This window comes from Polaribacter atrinae (assembly GCF_038023995.1).
GTDB lineage: Bacteria > Bacteroidota > Bacteroidia > Flavobacteriales > Flavobacteriaceae > Polaribacter > Polaribacter atrinae.
On the sequence record NZ_CP150660.1, the window covers coordinates 498,928 to 520,137 of the forward strand.

Here is a 21,210-nt window from a genome sequence, read left to right on the forward strand (position 1 = left end):
CCGTTGTCCCAAAACTTCTTTTGTTTACTGCAACCAATTATGGATAAAGAAAAAAATAATATCAGTAGTCTGTTCATTTGGTTTTAATTATACCCAACGGTTTTTGTGTATGATTATTGACGTGTTTAAGTAACTAATTTAGTAAATAAAAACAGAATAGAACATCTGCAAGGAATTTTGTAAGTGAGCTAAACCTATTAGTAATACAGATATTAATAACTGTATTTATTTCATAAGATCTAAAGCTTTAAGAGTGATTTCTTTTCTTAATTTTGGAAATAATTCTTTATTCGTATTTTCATTAGGTTCAATATTAATAGCAAAAAAATACGTGTTATTTTTCGATTTACGATACCCTACAAACCAACCATTATAATTTCCATTTCTAACTGATAAACCTGTTTTTCCATATAATCTATATCTTTCGTTTTCTTCAATAAAAGATATTCTTTTTAGGATTTCTTCAGTTCTTTTAGAAATTTTTAACTCTGAATTAACAAAACGTATTAAAAAATCTATCTGTTGAAATTGATTAATTCTTGACTCTCCTTCCAACCAAAAGATATCTAAATTTTTAGAGGTAACATTCATATCTCCAAATTGTAATTTTTTAAGATATTTATTCATTCTTTTTTCTCCAATTTTATTAGCAATTTCTTGATAACAAGGAACACAAGAATATTGAAAAGCATTTCTTAATATTAAATCTTGTTCCCACATTTTATAAGCTCTATTTTCTCCATTCCATTTGAACAATGTACTATCATTTTCTACAACTTTAGTTTCTAAAGCAATTATAGAATTCGGAATTTTAAATGTAGATGCGGGTAATCGTCCAGTTTTAGCCCAATCAAAGTTATTAGAGTAAAATAAATCTTTATGTAGATCATAAATTAAAATAGATCCATTTACATTACTTGAACTAATAATTGATTGAAACTCAGGTTTAAGTATTTCTTTTGTTTTAGCTTTTTCATTACAAGAAACTAAAATGATTACTACTAAAAAAATCTTTAATATTATGATTTTCATATGGTTTCCAAAGTATTTGTTTGTGTTTTATTGCGTGGTTTAGCACCTAACTTAGCAAGTAAAAACCGAATAGAAAATCCGTGAATATTTTAGTTAGTAGGCGATAACTAGCAATAAATTGTATAGGGTGTTGCCTTACGTTATTTTATATGTTAGTTAATTTGTAAATAGAAACTATTTGTTCTTAAATTATAATTATCCGTTTTATATAAATCAGTCAATGCAGTTTGATTATTATATCCAACTCCAATATTCCAAGTTTCTAAAATTTCGTAGTTAATTAAAACTCCGACAAAAGCTTCTAAAAAATAACCTTTACTTTGTTGTTTTAAATCATTCTCAATTTCGATGTTGCTTTTAAATCCAGCTTTTAAAATTGGTTCTAAATTCCCTAACTGAAAATTATAATCGATTGATATTGGAATTACTAAAAATCTTTGTTTCAACGTTTCAGGTGAATAACCCGGAAAAGTTCCAATAAAATCACAAGTTCCACAACTATAAGTTCCAGTAAAATCTTTATTTGAATATAAAAGTCCAGATGAAACGCTTATTTTTTCATTAAACAAGAATTGTGTAATTACTCCGATAGTATGGTTATTCTTGTCAAATTCAATTCCGTATCCATTTATGTTTCCTTCTGTAACGATAAAGTCATTATTCTGTCCGTTGTCAATAGATAATTTATCCATTGAATATTCAATTCCTATTTTCCATTTTGAACTCTCTTGCGCATAAAAGCTCAATTAAAATAGTAAAAATGTTATTAGCAAAGTTTTTTTCATAATGTTGAGTAGCTACTTATATAGGTTCTTAAACTAGCTATATAATACTAAAAAGGAGGGATTTTAAAACTTTTTAAAGGTATTATACTGCTATTGTATAGCGTGTTTTTAATAAGTAGACTAATGTAGTTCCTTTTTACTAACTGTCAAATATTCATGCTAATAAATATTACTTTTTACAGATTTATATAGCTCTTTACAAGTACAAAAGATTGGTTTTATTTTGGTAAGTTAATGTGTTTTTAAAAAGATACTTTTGGAAAGCAAACAAGTAGCCGCTTTAAATAAACAGAATACCACTATGCCATTGTTTGCTTATTTTAATAACAATTCTCATCTATAAAAAGCTAGTATTGGTATATAAAATACCGTAAAACATCAATTATGTGGCAGCAAAAGCCTAAATAGTTTTACCTTTGGTTTACAGAGGAACATTCCAATAGTTCCCTATGAATTTTTCAATTTTAGAATAGTAAACCAATGTACAAGAATATAAGAATAACCGTATTATCGCATCTGCTCGTTTGGTTAACACTAATCTGTTTGCCTTATTTATTGTCTTACGGACAAGAACAAGATTTTAGTAGGGTAATTGCACATTTTTGGATTCCGTTGTTCTTTTCTGCAATTATATTTTATCTCAATTATTTTGTGTTAATAGATCGTTTTTTGTTTCCTAAAAAAATGCTGTATTTTATTATCATCAATGCAGTAGCTATTGTCTGTTTTTTATATTTAAAAGAATATATAGAAGATAATTTCTTTAAAGACATTATTAAAAAAAGTGTTTTAGGTGCAGAACGAGTAAGACCTCCTTTTATAATAGCAGTCTACATACAAATACTATCATATCTAGCTCCTTTATTCTTTTCAATCGCTTTAAAATCTACAAAACGATGGATTAAAACAGAAGCAGAACGTAAAGAAGCTGCTAATTTTAAATTAAAATCGGAGTTGCAGCATTTGCGTTATCAACTGCAACCACATTTCTTTTTTAACTCCTTAAATAATATTTATGCTTTGGTTGATATTTCTCCAGATCAGGCTAAAAAATCAATCCACAGTTTAAGCAAGTTGATGCGTTATATGTTGTACGAAACAAACGAAGAATCCATTTCTTTATTAAAAGAAATAGACTTTATGAAAAAATATATCGACTTAATGAAACTACGAGTTTCTGATAAAACCGTTGTAAATTATAGTTTTCCATCTGAAGAAACAGGGATTAAAATTGCCCCTTTATTATTTATATCATTAATAGAAAATGCGTTTAAACATGGAGTATCTGCAAGCAAACCAAGTACCATTAATATAAAAATGACTTGCAATACTAAAACCGTTTTGTTTGTGATAGAAAATGATAACTTCCCAAAAAAGACAGAAGATAAAAGTGGTTCTGGCATTGGGCTACCTAATATAGAAAAACGTTTAGAGTTGTTGTATCCTAATAACAATCGTTTTAAAACGGCTGTAAATAACAATCGTTTTGTTGCGGAATTAGAAATTGAAACCAACTAAGCATACTAGCAAAACTAAAATTATTGATGTTTAAAAATTACAATTCGTTTAAACTTTAATCTATGAAAGTTGCCTCTAAGCAGACGCTTGTAGCGCTTTTAAAAAAACTCTGGGATTACGTAAAACCTTATAAAAAATTGGTAATTGCGTCTTTAATCCTAACCATCATTGGCGCATTATTGGCGCAGGTTAATGCCTTAGTATTGCGCTACACTGTAGATGAATTAACCACCTTAAGTGACGCTAATAAAACCGTAAAAGATGGTTTTTCGTTATTAGCCACCATTAGCATTATACTTCTTTTAAAGGAAGGTTTTTATGCATTGGTACAATTTGGTCAAAAGTTCTATGGAGAAAAAATGAAAATTTACATTTCAAAAGACTTTGCGCAAAACATTGTAGAACGTATATTGACTTACAAAATGGCTTTTTATAGTTCTCCAACTAATGAAAGTGGTAAATTACAAACCCGAATAGATTTAGGCGTTTCTAGCCTTACACAGTTAGTAAAAAACTTCTTTATAGACATATTACCGTTGTTTTTTAACGCCTTTGTCGCTTTAATTATCATGTTCAACGCTAACGTATATGTGGGGTTAGTGAGTCTTTCAATTATTCCACTTTTCTTCTACATAAGCAGTCTGCAAGCTAAAAAACTAAAAGGTTTTAGACGCACCATGAGAAAATATAGAGAAACAAAAAATAATGGCATTATTGGTTTAATAAATTCAATTACCGTTATCAAATCTTTTACAAGAGAAAGTTTTGAAAGTAAAAAACACGAAGCCATTCAGTTGGACATGACTGAAAATCAATTACAAACTAGAAAACTAAGTTTCTTATTTGACGGATTAAAAAAATTCACAGAACAATTTGGAGTCGTTATAATTATCATATTAACCGCTTATTTTGTTTTAAATGGCAGCATGACTATCGGCGCCATAATGTTTCATATTTTGCTATTTAACAATGTATCTGCACCTATACAACAATTACATCGTATTTATGATGAAGTACAAGATGCGATAATATATTCGGATGCGTTTTTTGAAATTATGGACGCAGATGACCAAACAGAATTAAGTGGCACTTACATTCCTGAAAAATTCACCGGTACTTTTGAAATCACAAATGTTGATTTTGCATATCCCAATGGAACAAAAGCCCTGTATGATGTTTCCATGGTTATTAAACCCAATACTATAAATGCACTAGTTGGGTTAAGTGGAGCTGGAAAAAGCACGGTGATTAATTTGTTAGATAAATTCTATGCACCAACCTCAGGTAAAATACTTTTAGATGGCGTTGATTTACAAAAATATGATACGCATTGGCTAAGAGATAACATTGGGTTGGTATTACAAAAGAACCATATATTTAATGGTAGCATTAAAGAAAACATTCTTTACGGAAAAGAAAATGCTACAGATAACGAGGTTGTAGCTGCCGCAAAACAAGCCTATATACATGAGCAAATTATACAATTACCAGAAGGCTATAATTCAAAAGCAACCTTAGTGTCTGGTGGGCAACAACAGCGGGTTTCTATTGCACGATTGTTTTTAAAAAATCCTCCTATTATTTTTCTTGATGAACCCACGGCGAGTTTAGATGCTATAGCAACAGAAAAAATAAAGAAAAGTCTAGACGCCATAAAAAAGGGGCGAACGGTAATTGTTATTTCGCATAGTATTTCTCAAATAATCGATGCTGAAAATGTCATTGTTTTAGAAAAAGGAAAAATTATTGAACAGGGGACTCATGAGGCATTGTATAACAATGAGAGTGCCTATTATAAAATTTTTAATGCGATGGCGAACAGTTTAAATATTGATAAAATTAAAAATACCTTAAAAGAATAACAAAGGACATTTATTCTAATTTTAAGTAGTTTTAAATCTTTAGATATAGATAAAAATAGATTAAAACCCATTGTTGTTTAGCATAAATTAAATTTAAGTAGTTATTTTTGTTAGGAATCAAATCACTTTATTAATGAGCAATATAAAAATTAGTTGTGTTATTGTTGACGATGAGCCAATGGCTTTAAATTTAGTAGAAAGTTATGTTGAAAAAACACCCTTTTTAGTACTAAAAAAGAAGTGTAGTAGTGCTATAGAAGCCTTGGAGTTTATTAAAAATGAGCCTGTAGATTTACTCTTTCTAGACATACAAATGCCAGATTTAACAGGTATTGAGTTTTCTAAAATGCTACCAAAAGAAACACGCGTTATTTTTACTACGGCTTTTGATCAATATGCTTTAGAAGGCTTTAAAGTAGAAGCTTTAGATTATCTTTTAAAACCTTTTGATTATGCAGAGTTTTTAGCAGCAGCTAATAAAGCAAATACCTGGTTTGAGTTGGTAAAAGGAAAACAACAAAAGATAGTTTCTGAAGAAAAAGAGTTTCTATTTGTAAAGTCAGAATACAAGCAATTGCGTATTAAATTGGCAGACGTTTTGTATTTTGAAGGCTTAAAAGACTATATAAAAATATGGGTAAAAGACAATCCGAAAGCTATTTTAACCCTTATGAGTTTAAAATCACTAGAGGAAGAATTACCTGAAACTCATTTTATGCGAGTACATCGTTCTTTTATTGTTTCACTAAAAAATGTTGAAGTTATAGAGCGTAGTCAGATTATTATTAATGATCAACGTATCACTGTTTCTGAACAATACAAACCTAAGTTTTTGGAGTTTGTGAATAATAATTCTTTGTAATGAATTACCATACAATTGTGAGTATTTATTTTTAACTCCGTGAATCTTTGTTTTTTCTATATGAAACTCTGTGTAATAACTTTCTTTTCATTTTTCCATTGATGAAAAACGAAACAAAAAATCTAGACTTATTTTAAATTTTTATAATGCTACGCTTTATTCCATTCACGTGTCCAGACCACTGCGTTCTTTGGACACTAGCCATTACATAAAACTTGAATTGTAACGAAATTTAAAAGTAGGTCGGTTTTTAGATTCTGAATTATTTATTTATATCCTTTCTAATATCAGCATCCGTTAAAACCCGTAATTGTCATTCCGAAGTATTGAGGAATCGCATCACAAGGCAACACTTTGTGCTCTTTTATGCGATTCCTCCGTTGTCGGAATGATAATTATGAAGTGTTTTAATATTCGTCTATTAAAAAGCCGATTTCATAGAGAGAATATAAAACAAGATCTATTTTATTTTATCTTTAAAGAGAATACAGATACTTTTAAACTTTAGAGTACCAAATAATCAGATATAAACATGTATAAAAATATTCTCATTCTAATTGCTGTGTTATTTCTAGGTTTTACAACTAAGAGTAATTCACAAATCAACACAAATACGACAAAGATTCCTGTTTTAAACTTTGACGCTTTAGAACCTTTATTATATACAGATTCTGAAGAGATTCATATTGTTAACTTTTGGGCAATGTGGTGTGCACATTGCGTTAAAGAGTTGCCAATATTGCAAGAATATCAAAAACAGCACCCGAATGTAAAAATTACATTGGTTAGTCTCGATTTTACGGAAGATATAGCAACAAAACTAAAACCGTTTTTAAAGAAAAAAGGAATTACAACCCAAGTGGTTCTTTTAGACGATCCAGATTCTAATACTTGGATAGATAAAATAAACCCTAATTGGTCTGGATCTATTCCGTTTACTATTATTTTCAATGCTAAAAAACGTTCTTTTCACGAGCGAATGTTTGAAAACATAGAGGATCTTGAAAATGAAATTAACAAAATAAATTAACACAAATAACAATGAAAAAAACCAATTTAATTTTCGCATCTATTATTTTACTATGTAGTTTATTTATAACAAATACTACAAGTGCGCAAGATAGAAAAGGCCCTCCGAGAAATGGAGAACGCAAAGGCCCACCAAAAGGCGGTTATAATCCGGAACAAACCAAAACATTAGAAGAAATAGGAGGTTATAAAATAGGGGATGTTGCTACAGATTTTCAATTAAAAAATGTAGATGAAACTACGTTTTCATTATCAGACATTAAAGATGCAAAAGGATATATTGTTGTTTTTACATGTAATGAATGTCCGTTTGCTAAAATGTACGAAGACCGTTTAATTTCTCTTCATAATACCTATGCTCCTCAAGGATATTCTGTAATTACCATTAACCCAAATGTAAGTGCAGATAATGAAAAAGAAAGCTTTGCTGCAATGCAAAAAAGAGCCAAAGAAAAAGAATTTCCGTTTGCGTATTTAGCAGATGAAAATAAAGAAGTATTTCCTAAATACGGTGCTGTAAGAACTCCGCATGTATTTTTATTAGATGCAGAAAGAAAAGTACAATACATTGGTACTATAGATAATAATGCTAAATCAGCTAAAGATGTTACTATTAAATATGTAGAAGATGCTATTATTGCTTTAGAAAACGGTAAAAAACCAAGTCCTAATTTTACAAAAGCGATTGGTTGCCCTGTAAAAGGCATTTAAAGAAATAATGCGTTATTATTAACGTACTAAAAATACTCTTAAAATAAATGCGTGTTTGTTTGCGTTAGGGTTTTCTTTTTCGAAAATTCTCGTAACCAAAAACGCATTTTTTATATCTAGCCATCTAGATAAAAAAAAGAATTCAAGTATCTGGTTTTCTGCCTCCTCCCAAAAAAACACAATGAAACTATTTCGTAAAATAAGAAGAAATTTAATTGATTTAGGTAAGTTTAAATCTTACGCTGTATATGCTTTGGGTGAAATTGTGTTAATAGTAATTGCGGTATCTATTGCTTGGAAAATAAATGATTTAAGTGATATTCAAAAAAACAATACGCTTGTAGATGAAATTTACATCAACTTAAATGAAGAGTTAACTACAAATTTACGTTTGCTAAAACAATCTATAGAAGAAAATACAGAAACGATTATTTATTTAGAAAGTACATTAAATTATGTGGGGACTAACACCAATGAATTTACGCAAGGTGCAAAAGACACTATTTTAAACGTAGCAGTTAAGGAAGTAAATTTACAAGACAGTTCTGTAAAATCTATTCTTTCTACAGCTAAAATGGAACTGATAGAAAGTAGTAAACTAAAAGATTTAATAGCCACTTATTTAGCCAAAATAGAGCAATTTAATAATCAGGATAAAAAGAATAAAAATATCGTTGAAAATAAGATAAAACCTACTTTAGAAAAACTTATATCACTGGTAGATATGCTTCCTGACAATGATTTAAAATATAAGCATATTAAAGAATTTGGAAATAAATCTGATTACAAAACGTTACTTGCTACAAAAGAATATCAGAACAGTATTATTGATCGGTTATTACAAACCAAAATACAATTAGGATATGCAAGAACGCTACATAGTAAAACAAAAATACTGATTACGAAGTTGCAAGAAGAATTAGATTAGAATATTCTTAAATGGCTTTTACAAGCTAAAATTGAGTTTCAAAAGACCTCTTTAAACGTCCATTTACCAACCAATTTATTCGAAATTCTGAGAGTTTTATACTACTACTTACTTATATAAATATGTCCGTTTTACTTCATCTATCAATCCACCTTATTAAGAGGTAAATACATTGCGTTTGTCTATTTCATTATACAGATGGTTGAGATAAAAGTACTTTTGTTTGAACAAAAAACAAATACATATTTATGAAAAAAGTAGCATTCACATTAGTATTAACGATTAGCATGTTTAGTTGTAACAGTATTCAAAACATTGGTTCTTCATCTAACCTTAAACAAGCAGCTACGCTATTAGGTTCTTTAAGTTCAAACTCTACTGTACAGCAAATTTCTACCCTTTTTACGTTATTAGATACTAACAAAGATGAAGCGATTAGCACAACAGAAGCAATTGGTTCTGTAGCAGAAAACTTTAACGTATTAGACACAGACAATAGTACTTCTTTAGACCTTACTGAATTAACAGGTTTATTAGCGTTATTAAAATAATATAGTTTTAATTTAGAAGAAAGAAAGGCATGCTTTAGAGTATGTCTTTTTTTGCTTTAATGTGTATCTCTTTTAAAATCTGGTTGTTATCATTCCATTTCTTTGACTAATATGGAGCTGAAAATCTCATTTACACTTAAAATTGATACTGAACGTAATTGATAAACAAATGAACGCTTAAAGCACTTTGTAAGAAAATGATTCCGTCTATAAAATGATCTATTTGATAGATAAAAATACCGCGTTTGTCTATTCTCACCATAATTGATTAAACTTAGGTTGTAAATAGAAGTCTTAGAAGTATATAAAAAGAAGTTTAATTTAAAAACATGAACATTATGAGAACATTTATAAAAACAGTTGTTTTACCATCATTATTTATAGTTGCTGTAGCAACAAATGTTTCTGCACAATCACGCAGAAGTACAACAACTAAAACGACTCCAGTAAAATCAACAAGAACAGTAACTACTACAACCACTAAGAAAAGTACGGCAAGTAGAAGAATTCCAAGTAAGAAAGTAACTTATAAAAAACCTACCAAGAAAGTTGTTTCTGTAAGAAATGTACCCAACAGAGCGGTTGTTACCTATAAAAATCAAAACTACTATTATGCAAATAATAAGTATTACACACAATCTAGAGGACGTTATATAGTAATCGCTCCAAAAATTGGATTTAGAGTACGTGTTTTACCAACAAATTATAAAAGAATTAGGTTTAACAATTACAACTATTACAATGTAAATGGTACTTTTTATCTACAAATAAATAATGAATATGAAGTGGTAGAACCAGAAGTAGGAACAGTGGTTTATGAGTTACCAGATGATTATGAAAAAGTAGTGATAGATGGACAAAGCTATTATGAATATGCAAATATTCTATATGAAAAAGTACAAGTAAATGGCACGAGAGCTTATGAAGTAGTGGGTGTTATTGATGTAGAATAAAAGTATTGGTTGATTGCAAAAAGATGGTTGCCTAAAAGGAAAGTTTTTGTCATACATATTCTAAAATATGACAAGATTTAATACTTTTAGACAGCCACTTTTTATGTTTAAAAATTATTTTCTTTTATTGTTAAAACTAGAACTACTAGGTAATTCGAAAATTTCTAAATTAAAGTAAGGTACTGCTGCAATTACATGGTCAAAAATATCTGACATAATGTATTCGTAGTTTTTCCAACGTTTATCACTACTAAATGCATAAATTTCAATCGGAATACCTTGCGTATCTGGTGGCATTTGGCGCACCATAATCATCATATCTTTGTTGGTACCAGAATGGTTTTCTATATAGGTTTCAATATATTTTCTAAAAACACCAATGTTCGTAAGGTTTCTACCGTTTAATAATAGTTCTTTATTGATGTTGTTTTTTTCATTATACGCATCAATATCTGCTTGTCTTGTTTCTAAATAAACGCTAATAGACTGAATTTTCTTAAAGTCTTCAACTTCTTGTGTAGATAGATAATGAATGCTCTCTAAATTGATATTCAAAGATCTTTTAATACGTCTACCACCAGAATTGGTCATTCCCCGCCAGTTTTTAAACGAGTCAGAAATTAACGCGTAGGTAGGGATTGTTGTAATCGTTTTGTCAAAATTTTGAACCTTTACAGTTGATAAATTAATTTCAATAACATCTCCATCAGCACCATATTTTTCAAAAGTAATCCAGTCTCCAATTCTTACCATATCATTGATCGATACTTGAATACTGGCAACAAAACCTAAAATAGTATCTTTAAAAATCAAGATAATAACAGCAGAAGCAGCACCAATGGTAGTAATAAATTTGATAAACTCTATACCTGTAATAATCGCAAAAGCTGATAAAACACCGAATACCCAAGCAAAAATCATAAACACCTGAATGTAACTATCTATCGGTTTATCCTTTAAATTTGGTAAGGTTTTAAAATAGTCTTTTAGAGAATTTAAGAAACTTCTAACTATCCAAAGGACTAAAACAATGGTAAATACCTCTAAACTTTTCTGAATTATATTTTCTATATATTGAAAATCAAAAAATACAAAAGGCACACATTCTAAAGCAAAAATTAACGGAACGATATGCGCTATATTTCGAGGCACTTTATTATTCACTAAAATATCATCAAAATTAGTCTTACTCCTAAGTGCAAACTGTGTAAAGAATTGAACAATGATTTTTCTGATAATATAATCGATTGAAAAGGTAAGAACCGATACCGTTAATAGTAAAGCAAACATATTTATATATGCTGCATATGTTTGAGGGATTCCTGTATTTACTAAATAATCGTATAATAGATGTGTAATTTTCATAAATGAAGATTTTAAATAAGCCTTAATGTTAGAAAAAGGGCTACTTATTATATTATATAAGTGTATTTAAAAACAAACCAAATTATTCAGTTCGTTTTATAAAGTAGTAGCATTTTAGCTTACAGCTAACATGTATAATTATTTTATAGAGCTAAGCTCTAAAGTAAATTATTGAGACTAAAAAGTGTGTCGTTGTTCTTGTGTAGACGACGCATTTAACAATTCGTTGAACTTTTTAATAGAATCAAAGTTTTGTGAAATTGCATCCGAAACCGCAATTCCTGATACTCCAGTTTCTAAAATGTCAGCAACATCATCTGTCGTGATTCCTCCAGCACCAATAATAGGAGTTTCAGTTTTTAAAGCTTCCACAATTAAAGAAAAACCATTTAAACCTAAATCCTTTGTAGAGTTCTCTTTCGTTTCTTTATCCTTAAACGGACTTAAAGTAATATAATCTACTTTTTTGCTAATTAAAGCGTTACAATCTTGCAAGGTGTTTGCTGTTGCGCCAACAATTTGCCAAGTGTACAAATGTTCTAAAGCCGTTGTAGCGCAGAAATCTATGTTCTCTAAATGAACACCATCTGCTTTTACTTCTTTCGCAATTTTATAGTGATTGCTTAAAATTAATCTAGTTTGAAAATGAGATGTAATTTCTCTCGCTTCCAGTGCTAATTTTAGATATTTCTTTTCAGAAATACCAGCAACTTTTAATTGTACCAATTCTGCTCCAGCCGAACACGCTTTCTGAATATTTTCTAGATGTTCTTTTGGAGAATTACCTTGAGATATATAATGTAGTTTAGGGATCATGTTGTGTTCGTTTTTGGTGATTATTATTGGCGTAAATTAATGTACTTTCATTAATACGTTGTTTTTAATTCCACATTCCATTAGACTTAGTCAAAATAATAGGATTTTTGTCTGTAATCAATATTGTTTGCTCATGTTGTGTAACGTATCCTCCTTTATTTCCAACTAAAGTCCAACCGTCATTTAATTCTACAGCAACAGTTGATTTTGTGGAGATGAAAGTTTCAATAGCGACTGTTGTGTTTTTTCTAAATCTTTCACGATTAGATTTTACTCTATAGTTTAAAATGTTTTTGGGGCTTTTCATGCAAACTTCTTCCCACTCCATGTCCCGCCAAGTTTTTAATAACTTTAAAGCCAGATTTTTTTGCTTCTATTTCTATTAAATGTCCAATATCAGCTATTTTTACACCACCTTTTATGTTGCTTATTGCTTTATTGCTTTATGTAAAATATCTTTAGAAGCATTTACAAGAGGTTGGTGATTATGAATATCTTTTCCAATTACAAAAGAACCTCCATTATCAGACCAAAATCCGTTTAATTCGGCAGAAACATCAATATTTATTAAATCTCCTTCTTTCAATATTTTTTTTGCAGAAGGAATTCCGTGAGCAGCTTCTTTATTTACACTGATACAAGCATACCCAGGAAAATTATAAGTTTCATAAGGAGCAGATTTAGCCCCATAACTTTTTAAAATTTCAGCTCCATAGTCATCTAATTCCTTCGTTGACATACCAACTTTAGCATGTTTTTTCATGAGCTTTAGCGTTGTTCCAACAACTTCACTAACTTTTTGCATGCCGATTAATTCTGCTTCTGTAGTTATAGACATTCTTTTTTGTTTTTTTATAAACCTTTATTTAATAGATACGGTTTTGGCGTATTGCATAAAGTAAGACTCAAATCGTTTTAAAATTGGGTCCATTTTTTCTGAATACAATACATATTGGCATTTATGTATGCTTTGTGTAATTGCCATTAATGCTGCATACGCAGTTTTCTCAACTAAAAACTCAGCATCGTCTATACTTAAAATCTTTAATTGTGTGGTATTTACACCTTCTAATAAAAGCAACTTATTCATGGTTTTAGGCGTAGCAATAAGTACGTCTACACCTTCAAATATTTCTGATTTTAACAACTCTATGTGTTCTCTATCATCACAAGCATAAATACGTAAAGCATCATATTTAGTGTGTTTTATAAATTCATCATGCAATGCGAGTCCTTTTACAGAGTTTTCTACCAAAACCAATGCCCTTGGTGCAGAACCAACTTCTTGACACTTTAACTTATGCAAAGTAGTAAGTACTAGTGTGGTTGTTTTTCCGCTATTTTCTGGAGCTGTACAAAAAACGTTTGCACCACTTTTAATAACAGGTATACTTTTACTTTGAAATGGAGTAGGAGTTGTTATTTCTAGAGATTCTAAGATCTCTTTTATATCAGCATGTAATTTTTTAAAAGGCATATCTAAAAAAAGGTAAATGTTTGTTGTAAAAATAAAGGCAAATATACAATTTAATTGACGTAGTCATTTCTTTTAAGAGCTCCATTTTATAGGAACCTTGAACAGAAATTTACACTAAACAATTCCCAATGTTTTCTTGGGGTGAATTAAAAGAATTGGGAGTACAGAATTTAAGGTTAAAATTGTCTTAGAAATATAGATGTCAGAATAATAGATAAAATAAATACACTTAAAAAAGGCTCAATTAAATAGGTTGCTTTAAGTGTATGTATTCTTCCTCTTTTTTTAAGTCAGATAAGACCTGTTTTTATGATTTTTTGGAGGTTTAAAAAGTAAATATATGTGTGTAAATATTTTAAGAAAAATATATCATAATTACTTAGGTTATAAAGAACTAATTCAATTGTTTTGCAGATTCAAAACTTTAGAATAAATGGATAATTTAATAACCTTTGCAATAACTGTTTTTACAGGCTTTTTTGCAATAACCAACCCGATCTCGAACATGACGGTTTTTGTGTCTTTAACGAGAGGTTTGGACAAAGAAACGAAAAGAGACATTAACAAACGAAGTAATATTATTGCTTTTGTAATTGTAACTGTTTTTGTGCTTTTAGGTAAATATATTTTTGAACTGTTTAATATAAGTGTCCCTGCATTTAAGATTACAGGTGGTATTTTAATATTTTACATAGGATTTGAAATGCTACAATCTAAAAAATCTGATGTAAAAAACATTAAAAATGTAGATGTTGATGAAGATATTGCAATATCTCCATTGGCAATTCCTATTTTGGCAGGTCCAGGAACCATTGTAACTGCAATGAATTTTGTGGCGAATGTACAAACCATACACATCTTTTTAGTGATTGCTATCTTCGGAACCATGAGTTTAATTACTTTCTACACGTTTAGATTGAGTGATTTAATAGTAAAAGTAGTGGGGAATAACGTGATTTCTGTAATTGGTAAAATAATGGGTTTAATCATTGCCATTATTGGTACAGGTATGGTAATAACAGGTATTAAAATTTCTTTTGATTTGATTACCACATAATTCCAAAGTATATTTTTTAGTTGAAACTTTTATTTCAAAGGTTTCAATACAATCTTAAATAAAAAAAGCCAGTTAGTAATTTTACTAACTGGCTTTTACTTTTTAAAAAGAATGCTTATTTCTTTACAATTTTCATGGTCGTATTCAATTCAGCAATATGCAAGACATAAACACCTGAATACAACCTAGCCATATTGTCTAAAGTTACTTTACCGGTTGATACATCCATTTTTTTACTAAAAACAACAGCACCTAACATATCTATAATTTTTACGGTAGCCATTGTTATATTCGTTGATGTATTTAGTTGTAAATGTAATGTATCATCAAAAGGAATAGGAAACGTTTTAACCGTATTTACTGTATTATCGTAAACACTTAAAACAGTTCCTCTATTTCCTGGTGAACCTACAGCAGCTTCATTGGCATTATTTACTGCAGTTGCAGTAGCAAAGTAAGGTGCTCCGCTTGTGCTGAATTCCCCTTTTTCTATATCATAAGATTGACCTGGATTAGAAGCTGTGTCTGGATACGTTTCAAAATCTACTATTGTTCCAACTGTTGTTGGCTCTCCAATCCATAATGTTACTGCATCACCACCACCAGATAAACCAGCTCCGGCATACGTTCCTATTTGAATATCTGTAATGTTATAAACTTCTCCCCAAAGAGCCGTAAAATTAGCGGTGTCTGCAGCATCAATGGCAATTACAGATTCTCCTGGTTGAATGGCAGTAATTCCATTAATTAATACCGCAGACGCAGGATCTTTAGAATCATCATCAAAATAAAGACCACCTAATTCTGGTGTCCAAGTTAAAGGCCCATTGTTTGTAATCTCAAACCAATCTGCAGTAAGATTACTTCCTTCACCATTCCCTGGCCAGATTTCAGTAATATTTAATATTGGCCCTACAAGTTTGTTATAAGCGTTAGGCGTATTAATTGCTTCTCCTTCTAAAGGCGTTCCTGTAAATCCATCAAAACCTTCACCATCATAATCATTACGTACCCAATCACTCGTGCTATCTGTATCTACACCATTTGGTACACGAGAAGCTCCACCAACTTGGTTCTCATTTCCATCAAAACCAGGGGCTAAATCTAGTGCATATACCAAATCACCTGTTTGTCCTTCAGAACTCGCAATGCCATCTACAATTGCAGACCAATAAGTAGTATCAATCGTGCCGTCATCATTGGTATCAATATCATCTCCAAGAGTACCGTTGTAATCTTTTACTAATAAAAATGTTGTTGCTCCGTTTTCTAGATTATTCTCTTGAAAACTTGTGGTCCAGAAACCGTTTTCATCCGTAGTACCAACCGTAAAAGTAGCATCATCAATTAAACCTGTATTTCCACTATCTCCTTCAATCTCTACAAGGGTATAATTAGAATAATCAGTAAAAGGATCTCCATAAATTTCTAGATATTCTTTTGTATCGGTTCCTGTATGGTCAATTACAAACTCGTTAATTACTGGTGTTTTAACAAATGCTTCACCAACAGTACCTAGAGTAACAACATCACTTCTAAATTTTTTCCATTGGTCACGTAAACCTTTATTTTCTTCGCCATCATTATAAATAACGGTAGCACCTAAATCTACTAATAATTTTACAGTATCTGTATCTCCATCAGCTCCTAAAAAAGTAGAATTTGGTAAAGCAACCAAGCCTTCAAAAGAACCATTTGCATTTAATGCCGATAAATCTGCATTTCTTAGTTCTGGTTGGTCTGTACTATTTCCAGTCCAAGTAAATAATTTAAAGTCTGTTTTTGTGCCAAAAGGACCTCCAATTAAGATACATCCATTTTCATTACACTCCATACTTCTTAAACTTCTACCCGCTAAATCAATTAAAATAGGAGTCCCAAAGGTTGCAGAACCAGCTTCCAATCCTGGTAAACTTGTAAAATTAGTAACAGGTATTACAATGGCTTTATTTTCTATAGTTGCGCTACGCAAACCTAAATAAGCAGTAGTTGTACTGTTGGGAGCAAGGGCTAAGGCTTCTACTTCTAAAACAGTGTTTAATTTAAAATAGTTAACACCTAATCCATGAAGGTTGTTTTCATCCCAATTTAATAAATCTGCTTGTAAACCGTTGTATTTAGCATTGTAGGTTAGGGTAGAAGTAGCTCCGGATCCTGATAAAATAGTTGTAAAAATAACCGATCTATCTGCTTCTGCCGTAGAACCCATCCAATAAATAGTGTCTTCTAATCTAAAAGAACCTTCTAAATCTGCTTCTTTTGTGGAACCTAAATAACTATTAAAATCGATTTCTTTTACAGGTAAACCTGATTGATTTGCGTTGTATAAACGAATGGTTTGATCTTCATCATCACCAACCCAAATATAGTTTTCATCAATAGCAATTCCTGTTGATCCGTCTGATGAACCTGTATAAAAACGACTTGTATTTGGCGTAACAGAAGCTGCTGAGGCTGCATAATTAATGGTATACGTTGCTGCGTTAGCTTCTGCATCTTCTACAGTGATTGTGATGGTTGAGAAACCAAAAGTATTCGGTATAATTTTTAACAATCTTTCGCCAGTAGTACCTGTAAGCACTAAGTTATCGTTAGACACCACCGCTTCATTACTGCTGTTTACAGAAACCGTTAAATCTGCCAAATCTGTATTAGAATCTGAAACTACAAAAGGAATACCAATAGTACTTGCAGGATCGGTTGTGTCATTTACAACACCACTTACAAAGCCCGAATTTGTTTCTGACACCTCTAAATAAGGAGTTAAATTAGCCGTATCTACCACGATATTTATAGTAGAAGGTGCTATTTTTTCTAAGTTACCAGGAGATCCTATGGCAGCTTCTCCTTTGTCATTTACAGCGGTAGCAACTGGTAAAAAAGGTGCTTCTCCAAGTACACTAAAACTTCCCTTGGTTACATCGTAAGATTGCCCTGGGTTTGCTGCTGTATCTGGGTACGCTTCAGAATCTACTCTTGTGCTATTATCGGTTGGAGTAGTAGCACTTACAAATAAATTCACCGTATCTCCACCGCCACCTAATCCTTTTCCGTCATGCGTAGCAATTTGAACATTTGTTAGGTTGTAAACACCGCTCCAAACTGTAATAAACGTTGTAGCGTTTTCATCTTTTACTGCTATAATAGATTCTCCTGGGGCAATTGTGGTAACACCATTTAATACTACAGCATCCTCTACATAATCAGCTTCATCTCTATCATCCACAAAATAAAGGTTTCCCATAGTAGATGTCCATGCTGCAGATCCTGTATTTGTTATTTCAAACCAATCTCCTGTAAGATCATTTCCTTCACCGTTTCCTGCCCATATTTCTGTAATTTGTAAATCTGGTTTTGTAGATCCTGTATTTCCTGGAGATGCAATGGCAGCTTCTCCTTCATCATTTACAGCGGTAGCAACCGGAACATACGGTGCCTCACCAATAACACTAAAAGCACCTTTTGTAACATCGTAGGATTGCCCCGGATTTGCTTCTGTATCTGGATACGCTGCAGAAGCTACTCTTGTACTATTATCTGTAGGAACCGTTGTGCTTATAAATAAATTAACAACATCACCACCTTTACCTAATCCTTTTCCATCGTGTGTTCCTATTTGAAGATTTGTAATATCATAAACGTCACCCCAAACGGATCTAAATTCTGTAGCATCTTCATCTTTTATGGCGATGATAGATTCTCCTGGTTTAATAACAGCAATACCGTTTATTAGCACAGCATCGTCTATATAATCAATTTCATCTCTATCATCAATAAAATAAAGGTCTCCCATGGCAGGTGTCCATGCTTCTGATCCCGTATTTGTTACCTCAAACCAATCTGCTGTAACATTATTCCCTTTACTATTTCCAGACCAAATTTCTGTGATTTTTAGTGTTGCTTGAGAAAACCCCATAAAATAACTGAATAACCCTGCAGTTAATAGTGTAATTTTTTTGTACATATTTTCTTTTTTAAAATTGCTACAATAATAATCTCGTATTGTTAATATAATTGAAACTCACTATTACATATTGGTTAATTAAACCAAGCCTATGTAAAGAAATTATGTATTCTCATCCCTTATTTTGAATATTAAAATGATATGAATTGCATTGGTTTATTCAATCTTATCTAACCTAAAAAGTTCTCTTTTAATTAAATCTATTTTTATACATTCGTTTTCTTAAAATAATAAGTAATTAAGTTAATAATGGTGATATCTTTGAATTTAATTAAACCAATTGCGACTTTTAGATTGGAAATTATAAAAAAAGGTCTCAAAATAAATAAGCATAAATTATGACAGGAAGTCTACTTTTTGTAGCAATTATATTGTTGGCAGGAGCAATTATTTGTGTGTCTATAGCCAAACGACTAGGACTCAGTTCTGTATTGGGCTATTTAATAGCTGGTGTAGTAATTGGCCCTTATATGTTAGGGATTATTGGAGAAGAAGGACAAGATATCATGCATATTGCAGAATTTGGCGTTGTAATTATGTTGTTTTTAATTGGTTTAGAAATTGAACCTAAGAATTTTTGGAACATGCGTAAAACCATTTTAGGAATGGGAGGTGTGCAAGTTTCTGTAACCATGTTGTTGTCTTATTTTCTATTCACTTCGTTTGATTATGAACCTAAAGTAGCCTTGGTATTGTCTATGGCTGTAGCACTTTCATCTACCGCTATTGTTTTACAAACGATTAAAGAAAAAGGCTTAATGAACACCACATCTGGTGCTGCTGCTTTTTCAATCTTGTTATTTCAAGATATCGTTGTTATTTTTATGATTGGTTCTATACCGTTGTTAGCGAGTTCTAATGCAGCAGCAATACCTACTAACAACCATAATGGGCACGTAAATTTATTAGATGGTTTGCCAATGGAACTACAAACGTTAGCCATTATTCTATCTGTAGTTTTTATTATTGTAGCAGGGCGTTACTTAATAGTGCCTATGTTGCGTAAAGTGGTAAACTCTGGGGTTAGAGAACTGTTAATTGCTGCTGCCTTTTTAATTGTATTCGGTATTTCATTTGTAATGGAATATGTTGGGTTAAGTCCGGCTTTAGGTGCCTTTTTAGGTGGTGTTGTCTTATCTAACAGTGAGTTTAAACATGAGTTAGAAAGTACCTTAGAACCTTTTAAAAACCTAATGTTAGGCTTGTTTTTTATTGCCGTTGGTGCTTCTGTTAATTTTATTGTTATTGCAAACAGTCCTTTAACCATTGCAGGTATTTTAATTGCTGTAATCTTTATAAAAGCCCTTGTTTTATTTATGGTAGGACTTTTATTTAAATTAAAAATAGATCAGAATTTATTATTGACTTTTAATTTATCGCAGGTAGGAGAATTTGCTTTTGTATTGCTTTCCTTTGCTTTTCAGTCTAGTATTTTGGGGCAAGAGCAATTAGATATTATGCTTGTGGTAACTGCATTAACTATGGGAATTACACCTATTATTGGTATGGTTAATGAGCATTTAATTCTGCCTAGAATCGGTACCAAAGAATCGGTTAAAAGACCGATGGATGAACATACAAAATCAGAAAAAATTATCTTGGTTGGGTTTGGTCAATTTGGTAGTACCATTGGGCGTTTTTTAAAATCTCATGATATAGAAACTACTATTTTAGATCATGACTCTAACCGTGTAGATTATCTTAGAAAATTAGGGTTCGAAGTGTATTATGGAGATGCTACACGAATGGGACTCTTAGAATCTGCAGGTATTGCAGAAGCTAAATTTTTAATTTGTGCTATAGACAATCCTGCTGCAGCGCTTCAAATTAGTAAACAAGTAAAAGAGAAGTATCCGCATGTAGAATTAATGGTAAGAGCCAGAAACAGGTATGATGCTTATGATTTTATAAACTTAGGAATTAAAAATATTTATAGAGAAAATTTAGAAACTTCATTAACATTAGCGAGTGATGTTTTAACCAAAGTAGGCTTCGAAAAAGAAACTTTAAAAAAGCAGGTAGAAAACTTTATAAAGTACGATGAAGAAAGTATCAGACGTTTGGCTGGAGAGCCTAAAGGCGATGAAAATTATATTGTTAAAAAGCGAGAAGAGTACAAACAACAAGTAGCATCTCTTAAAGAAGATTTTAAAAGAGGTAAAATGGAGTAATAAAGTTGTTATTTAGGTTGATGTATTTAAGGAGTTGTAATACAGATAGATATAAATAATAATCACAGCTTTCAACAACTATAAAACAGCTTTCTCAACAATAAGGTTAGCTGTTATAATTAAAAAAAT

General features: G+C 30.9%; 17 protein-coding genes and 1 pseudogene. 10 read left to right on the forward strand and 8 right to left on the reverse strand.

Annotated features, from left to right (window positions below):
- Positions 1-225 precede the first annotated feature (225 nt).
- Together blaOXA and WG945_RS02270 are read right to left on the reverse strand one after the other, a co-directional pair.
- On the reverse strand, positions 226-1,032 hold the full coding sequence (gene blaOXA / locus WG945_RS02265; RefSeq protein WP_068452677.1) for a class D beta-lactamase: 807 nt from the start codon (positions 1,030-1,032) through the stop codon (positions 226-228).
- Positions 1,033-1,184: 152 nt separating this feature from the next.
- The gene (locus WG945_RS02270) at positions 1,185-1,778 is read right to left on the reverse strand and encodes an outer membrane beta-barrel protein (RefSeq protein ID WP_068452680.1); all 594 of its coding nucleotides are present in this window, start codon (positions 1,776-1,778) and stop codon (positions 1,185-1,187) included.
- A 519-nt stretch (positions 1,779-2,297) separates the two neighbouring features.
- On the opposite strand from WG945_RS02270, the gene WG945_RS02275 reads away from it, so the two are divergent.
- The 7 genes from WG945_RS02275 to WG945_RS02305 all read left to right on the forward strand — a co-directional run bounded on the left by WG945_RS02275 (position 2,298) and on the right by WG945_RS02305 (position 9,278).
- Complete coding sequence (locus WG945_RS02275) at positions 2,298-3,335, forward strand: sensor histidine kinase (protein WP_068452685.1); 1,038 nt, start codon at positions 2,298-2,300, stop codon at positions 3,333-3,335.
- A gap of 62 nt (positions 3,336-3,397) precedes the next feature.
- Positions 3,398-5,197: an ABC transporter ATP-binding protein gene (locus WG945_RS02280; RefSeq protein WP_068452688.1), complete on the forward strand. Its 1,800-nt coding sequence runs from the start codon at positions 3,398-3,400 to the stop codon at positions 5,195-5,197.
- A gap of 133 nt (positions 5,198-5,330) precedes the next feature.
- Complete coding sequence (locus WG945_RS02285; protein WP_197482121.1) at positions 5,331-6,059, forward strand: LytR/AlgR family response regulator transcription factor; 729 nt, start codon at positions 5,331-5,333, stop codon at positions 6,057-6,059.
- Between the two features lie 532 nt (positions 6,060-6,591).
- Positions 6,592-7,089 carry a TlpA disulfide reductase family protein gene (locus WG945_RS02290; protein ID WP_068452691.1) on the forward strand — a complete coding sequence of 166 codons (498 nt, stop codon included), beginning with the start codon at positions 6,592-6,594 and terminating at the stop codon, positions 7,087-7,089.
- Between the two features lie 11 nt (positions 7,090-7,100).
- Positions 7,101-7,799, forward strand: coding sequence for a thioredoxin family protein (locus tag WG945_RS02295; RefSeq protein WP_068452692.1), 699 nt, complete (start codon positions 7,101-7,103; stop codon positions 7,797-7,799).
- 181 nt (positions 7,800-7,980) lie between these two features.
- Entirely contained in the window at positions 7,981-8,727 is a 747-nt protein-coding gene (locus WG945_RS02300; protein WP_068452695.1) for a hypothetical protein, read from the forward strand.
- 248 nt (positions 8,728-8,975) lie between these two features.
- The gene (locus WG945_RS02305) at positions 8,976-9,278 is read left to right on the forward strand and encodes a hypothetical protein (RefSeq protein ID WP_068452698.1); all 303 of its coding nucleotides are present in this window, start codon (positions 8,976-8,978) and stop codon (positions 9,276-9,278) included.
- Between the two features lie 136 nt (positions 9,279-9,414).
- On the opposite strand, the gene WG945_RS02310 is transcribed toward WG945_RS02305, so the two are convergent.
- Positions 9,415-9,540 (reverse strand): hypothetical protein, encoded by a 126-nt coding sequence (locus WG945_RS02310; RefSeq protein WP_262501972.1) that lies wholly within the window; start codon positions 9,538-9,540, stop codon positions 9,415-9,417.
- A 76-nt stretch (positions 9,541-9,616) separates the two neighbouring features.
- On the opposite strand from WG945_RS02310, the gene WG945_RS02315 reads away from it, so the two are divergent.
- Complete coding sequence (locus tag WG945_RS02315; RefSeq protein ID WP_068452701.1) at positions 9,617-10,231, forward strand: DUF6515 family protein; 615 nt, start codon at positions 9,617-9,619, stop codon at positions 10,229-10,231.
- 114 nt (positions 10,232-10,345) lie between these two features.
- On the opposite strand, the gene WG945_RS02320 is transcribed toward WG945_RS02315, so the two are convergent.
- From WG945_RS02320 to WG945_RS02345, 4 genes and pseudogenes are all read right to left on the reverse strand, one after another.
- Positions 10,346-11,596, reverse strand: a complete 1,251-nt coding sequence (locus WG945_RS02320; RefSeq protein ID WP_068452704.1) for a mechanosensitive ion channel family protein — start codon at positions 11,594-11,596, stop codon at positions 10,346-10,348.
- Positions 11,597-11,773: 177 nt separating this feature from the next.
- A complete protein-coding gene (locus WG945_RS02325) occupies positions 11,774-12,412 on the reverse strand; it encodes a thiamine phosphate synthase (protein WP_068452707.1) in 639 nt (212 codons plus the stop codon).
- Positions 12,413-12,476: 64 nt separating this feature from the next.
- Positions 12,477-13,250 (reverse strand): annotated as a pseudogene (map, locus tag WG945_RS17720) (type I methionyl aminopeptidase).
- A 24-nt stretch (positions 13,251-13,274) separates the two neighbouring features.
- A complete protein-coding gene (locus WG945_RS02345; protein WP_068452711.1) occupies positions 13,275-13,889 on the reverse strand; it encodes a DEAD/DEAH box helicase in 615 nt (204 codons plus the stop codon).
- 433 nt (positions 13,890-14,322) lie between these two features.
- Here WG945_RS02345 and WG945_RS02350 point away from each other — a divergent pair, with 433 nt between their 5' ends.
- Entirely contained in the window at positions 14,323-14,946 is a 624-nt protein-coding gene (locus WG945_RS02350) for a MarC family protein (protein WP_068452714.1), read from the forward strand.
- Between the two features lie 115 nt (positions 14,947-15,061).
- On the opposite strand, the gene WG945_RS02355 is transcribed toward WG945_RS02350, so the two are convergent.
- Positions 15,062-18,910 (reverse strand): T9SS type A sorting domain-containing protein, encoded by a 3,849-nt coding sequence (locus WG945_RS02355; RefSeq protein ID WP_068452717.1) that lies wholly within the window; start codon positions 18,908-18,910, stop codon positions 15,062-15,064.
- Positions 18,911-19,248: 338 nt separating this feature from the next.
- Between WG945_RS02355 and WG945_RS02360 the strand changes: the two genes are divergently transcribed.
- Positions 19,249-21,081 carry a cation:proton antiporter gene (locus WG945_RS02360; protein ID WP_068452720.1) on the forward strand — a complete coding sequence of 611 codons (1,833 nt, stop codon included), beginning with the start codon at positions 19,249-19,251 and terminating at the stop codon, positions 21,079-21,081.
- Positions 21,082-21,210: the final 129 nt, after the last annotated feature.

Excerpts from the sequence above, each read along its gene's own strand:
- WG945_RS02320 (WP_068452704.1), bottom strand. The coding sequence starts at position 11,596 with ATGAAAATTACACATCTATTATACGATTATTTAGTAAATACAGGAATC.
- WG945_RS02350 (WP_068452714.1), top strand. The coding sequence starts at position 14,323 with ATGGATAATTTAATAACCTTTGCAATAACTGTTTTTACAGGCTTTTTT.
- WG945_RS02280 (WP_068452688.1), top strand. The coding sequence starts at position 3,398 with ATGAAAGTTGCCTCTAAGCAGACGCTTGTAGCGCTTTTAAAAAAACTC.
- WG945_RS02300 (WP_068452695.1), top strand. The coding sequence starts at position 7,981 with ATGAAACTATTTCGTAAAATAAGAAGAAATTTAATTGATTTAGGTAAG.
- WG945_RS02345 (WP_068452711.1), bottom strand. The coding sequence starts at position 13,889 with ATGCCTTTTAAAAAATTACATGCTGATATAAAAGAGATCTTAGAATCT.
- WG945_RS02310 (WP_262501972.1), bottom strand. The coding sequence starts at position 9,540 with ATGGTGAGAATAGACAAACGCGGTATTTTTATCTATCAAATAGATCAT.
- WG945_RS02275 (WP_068452685.1), top strand. The coding sequence starts at position 2,298 with ATGTACAAGAATATAAGAATAACCGTATTATCGCATCTGCTCGTTTGG.
- WG945_RS02285 (WP_197482121.1), top strand. The coding sequence starts at position 5,331 with ATGAGCAATATAAAAATTAGTTGTGTTATTGTTGACGATGAGCCAATG.
- WG945_RS02315 (WP_068452701.1), top strand. The coding sequence starts at position 9,617 with ATGAGAACATTTATAAAAACAGTTGTTTTACCATCATTATTTATAGTT.
- WG945_RS02295 (WP_068452692.1), top strand. The coding sequence starts at position 7,101 with ATGAAAAAAACCAATTTAATTTTCGCATCTATTATTTTACTATGTAGT.
- WG945_RS02290 (WP_068452691.1), top strand. The coding sequence starts at position 6,592 with ATGTATAAAAATATTCTCATTCTAATTGCTGTGTTATTTCTAGGTTTT.
- blaOXA (WP_068452677.1), bottom strand. The coding sequence starts at position 1,032 with ATGAAAATCATAATATTAAAGATTTTTTTAGTAGTAATCATTTTAGTT.
- WG945_RS02360 (WP_068452720.1), top strand. The coding sequence starts at position 19,249 with ATGACAGGAAGTCTACTTTTTGTAGCAATTATATTGTTGGCAGGAGCA.
- WG945_RS02325 (WP_068452707.1), bottom strand. The coding sequence starts at position 12,412 with ATGATCCCTAAACTACATTATATATCTCAAGGTAATTCTCCAAAAGAA.
- WG945_RS02355 (WP_068452717.1), bottom strand. The coding sequence starts at position 18,910 with ATGTACAAAAAAATTACACTATTAACTGCAGGGTTATTCAGTTATTTT.
- WG945_RS02305 (WP_068452698.1), top strand. The coding sequence starts at position 8,976 with ATGAAAAAAGTAGCATTCACATTAGTATTAACGATTAGCATGTTTAGT.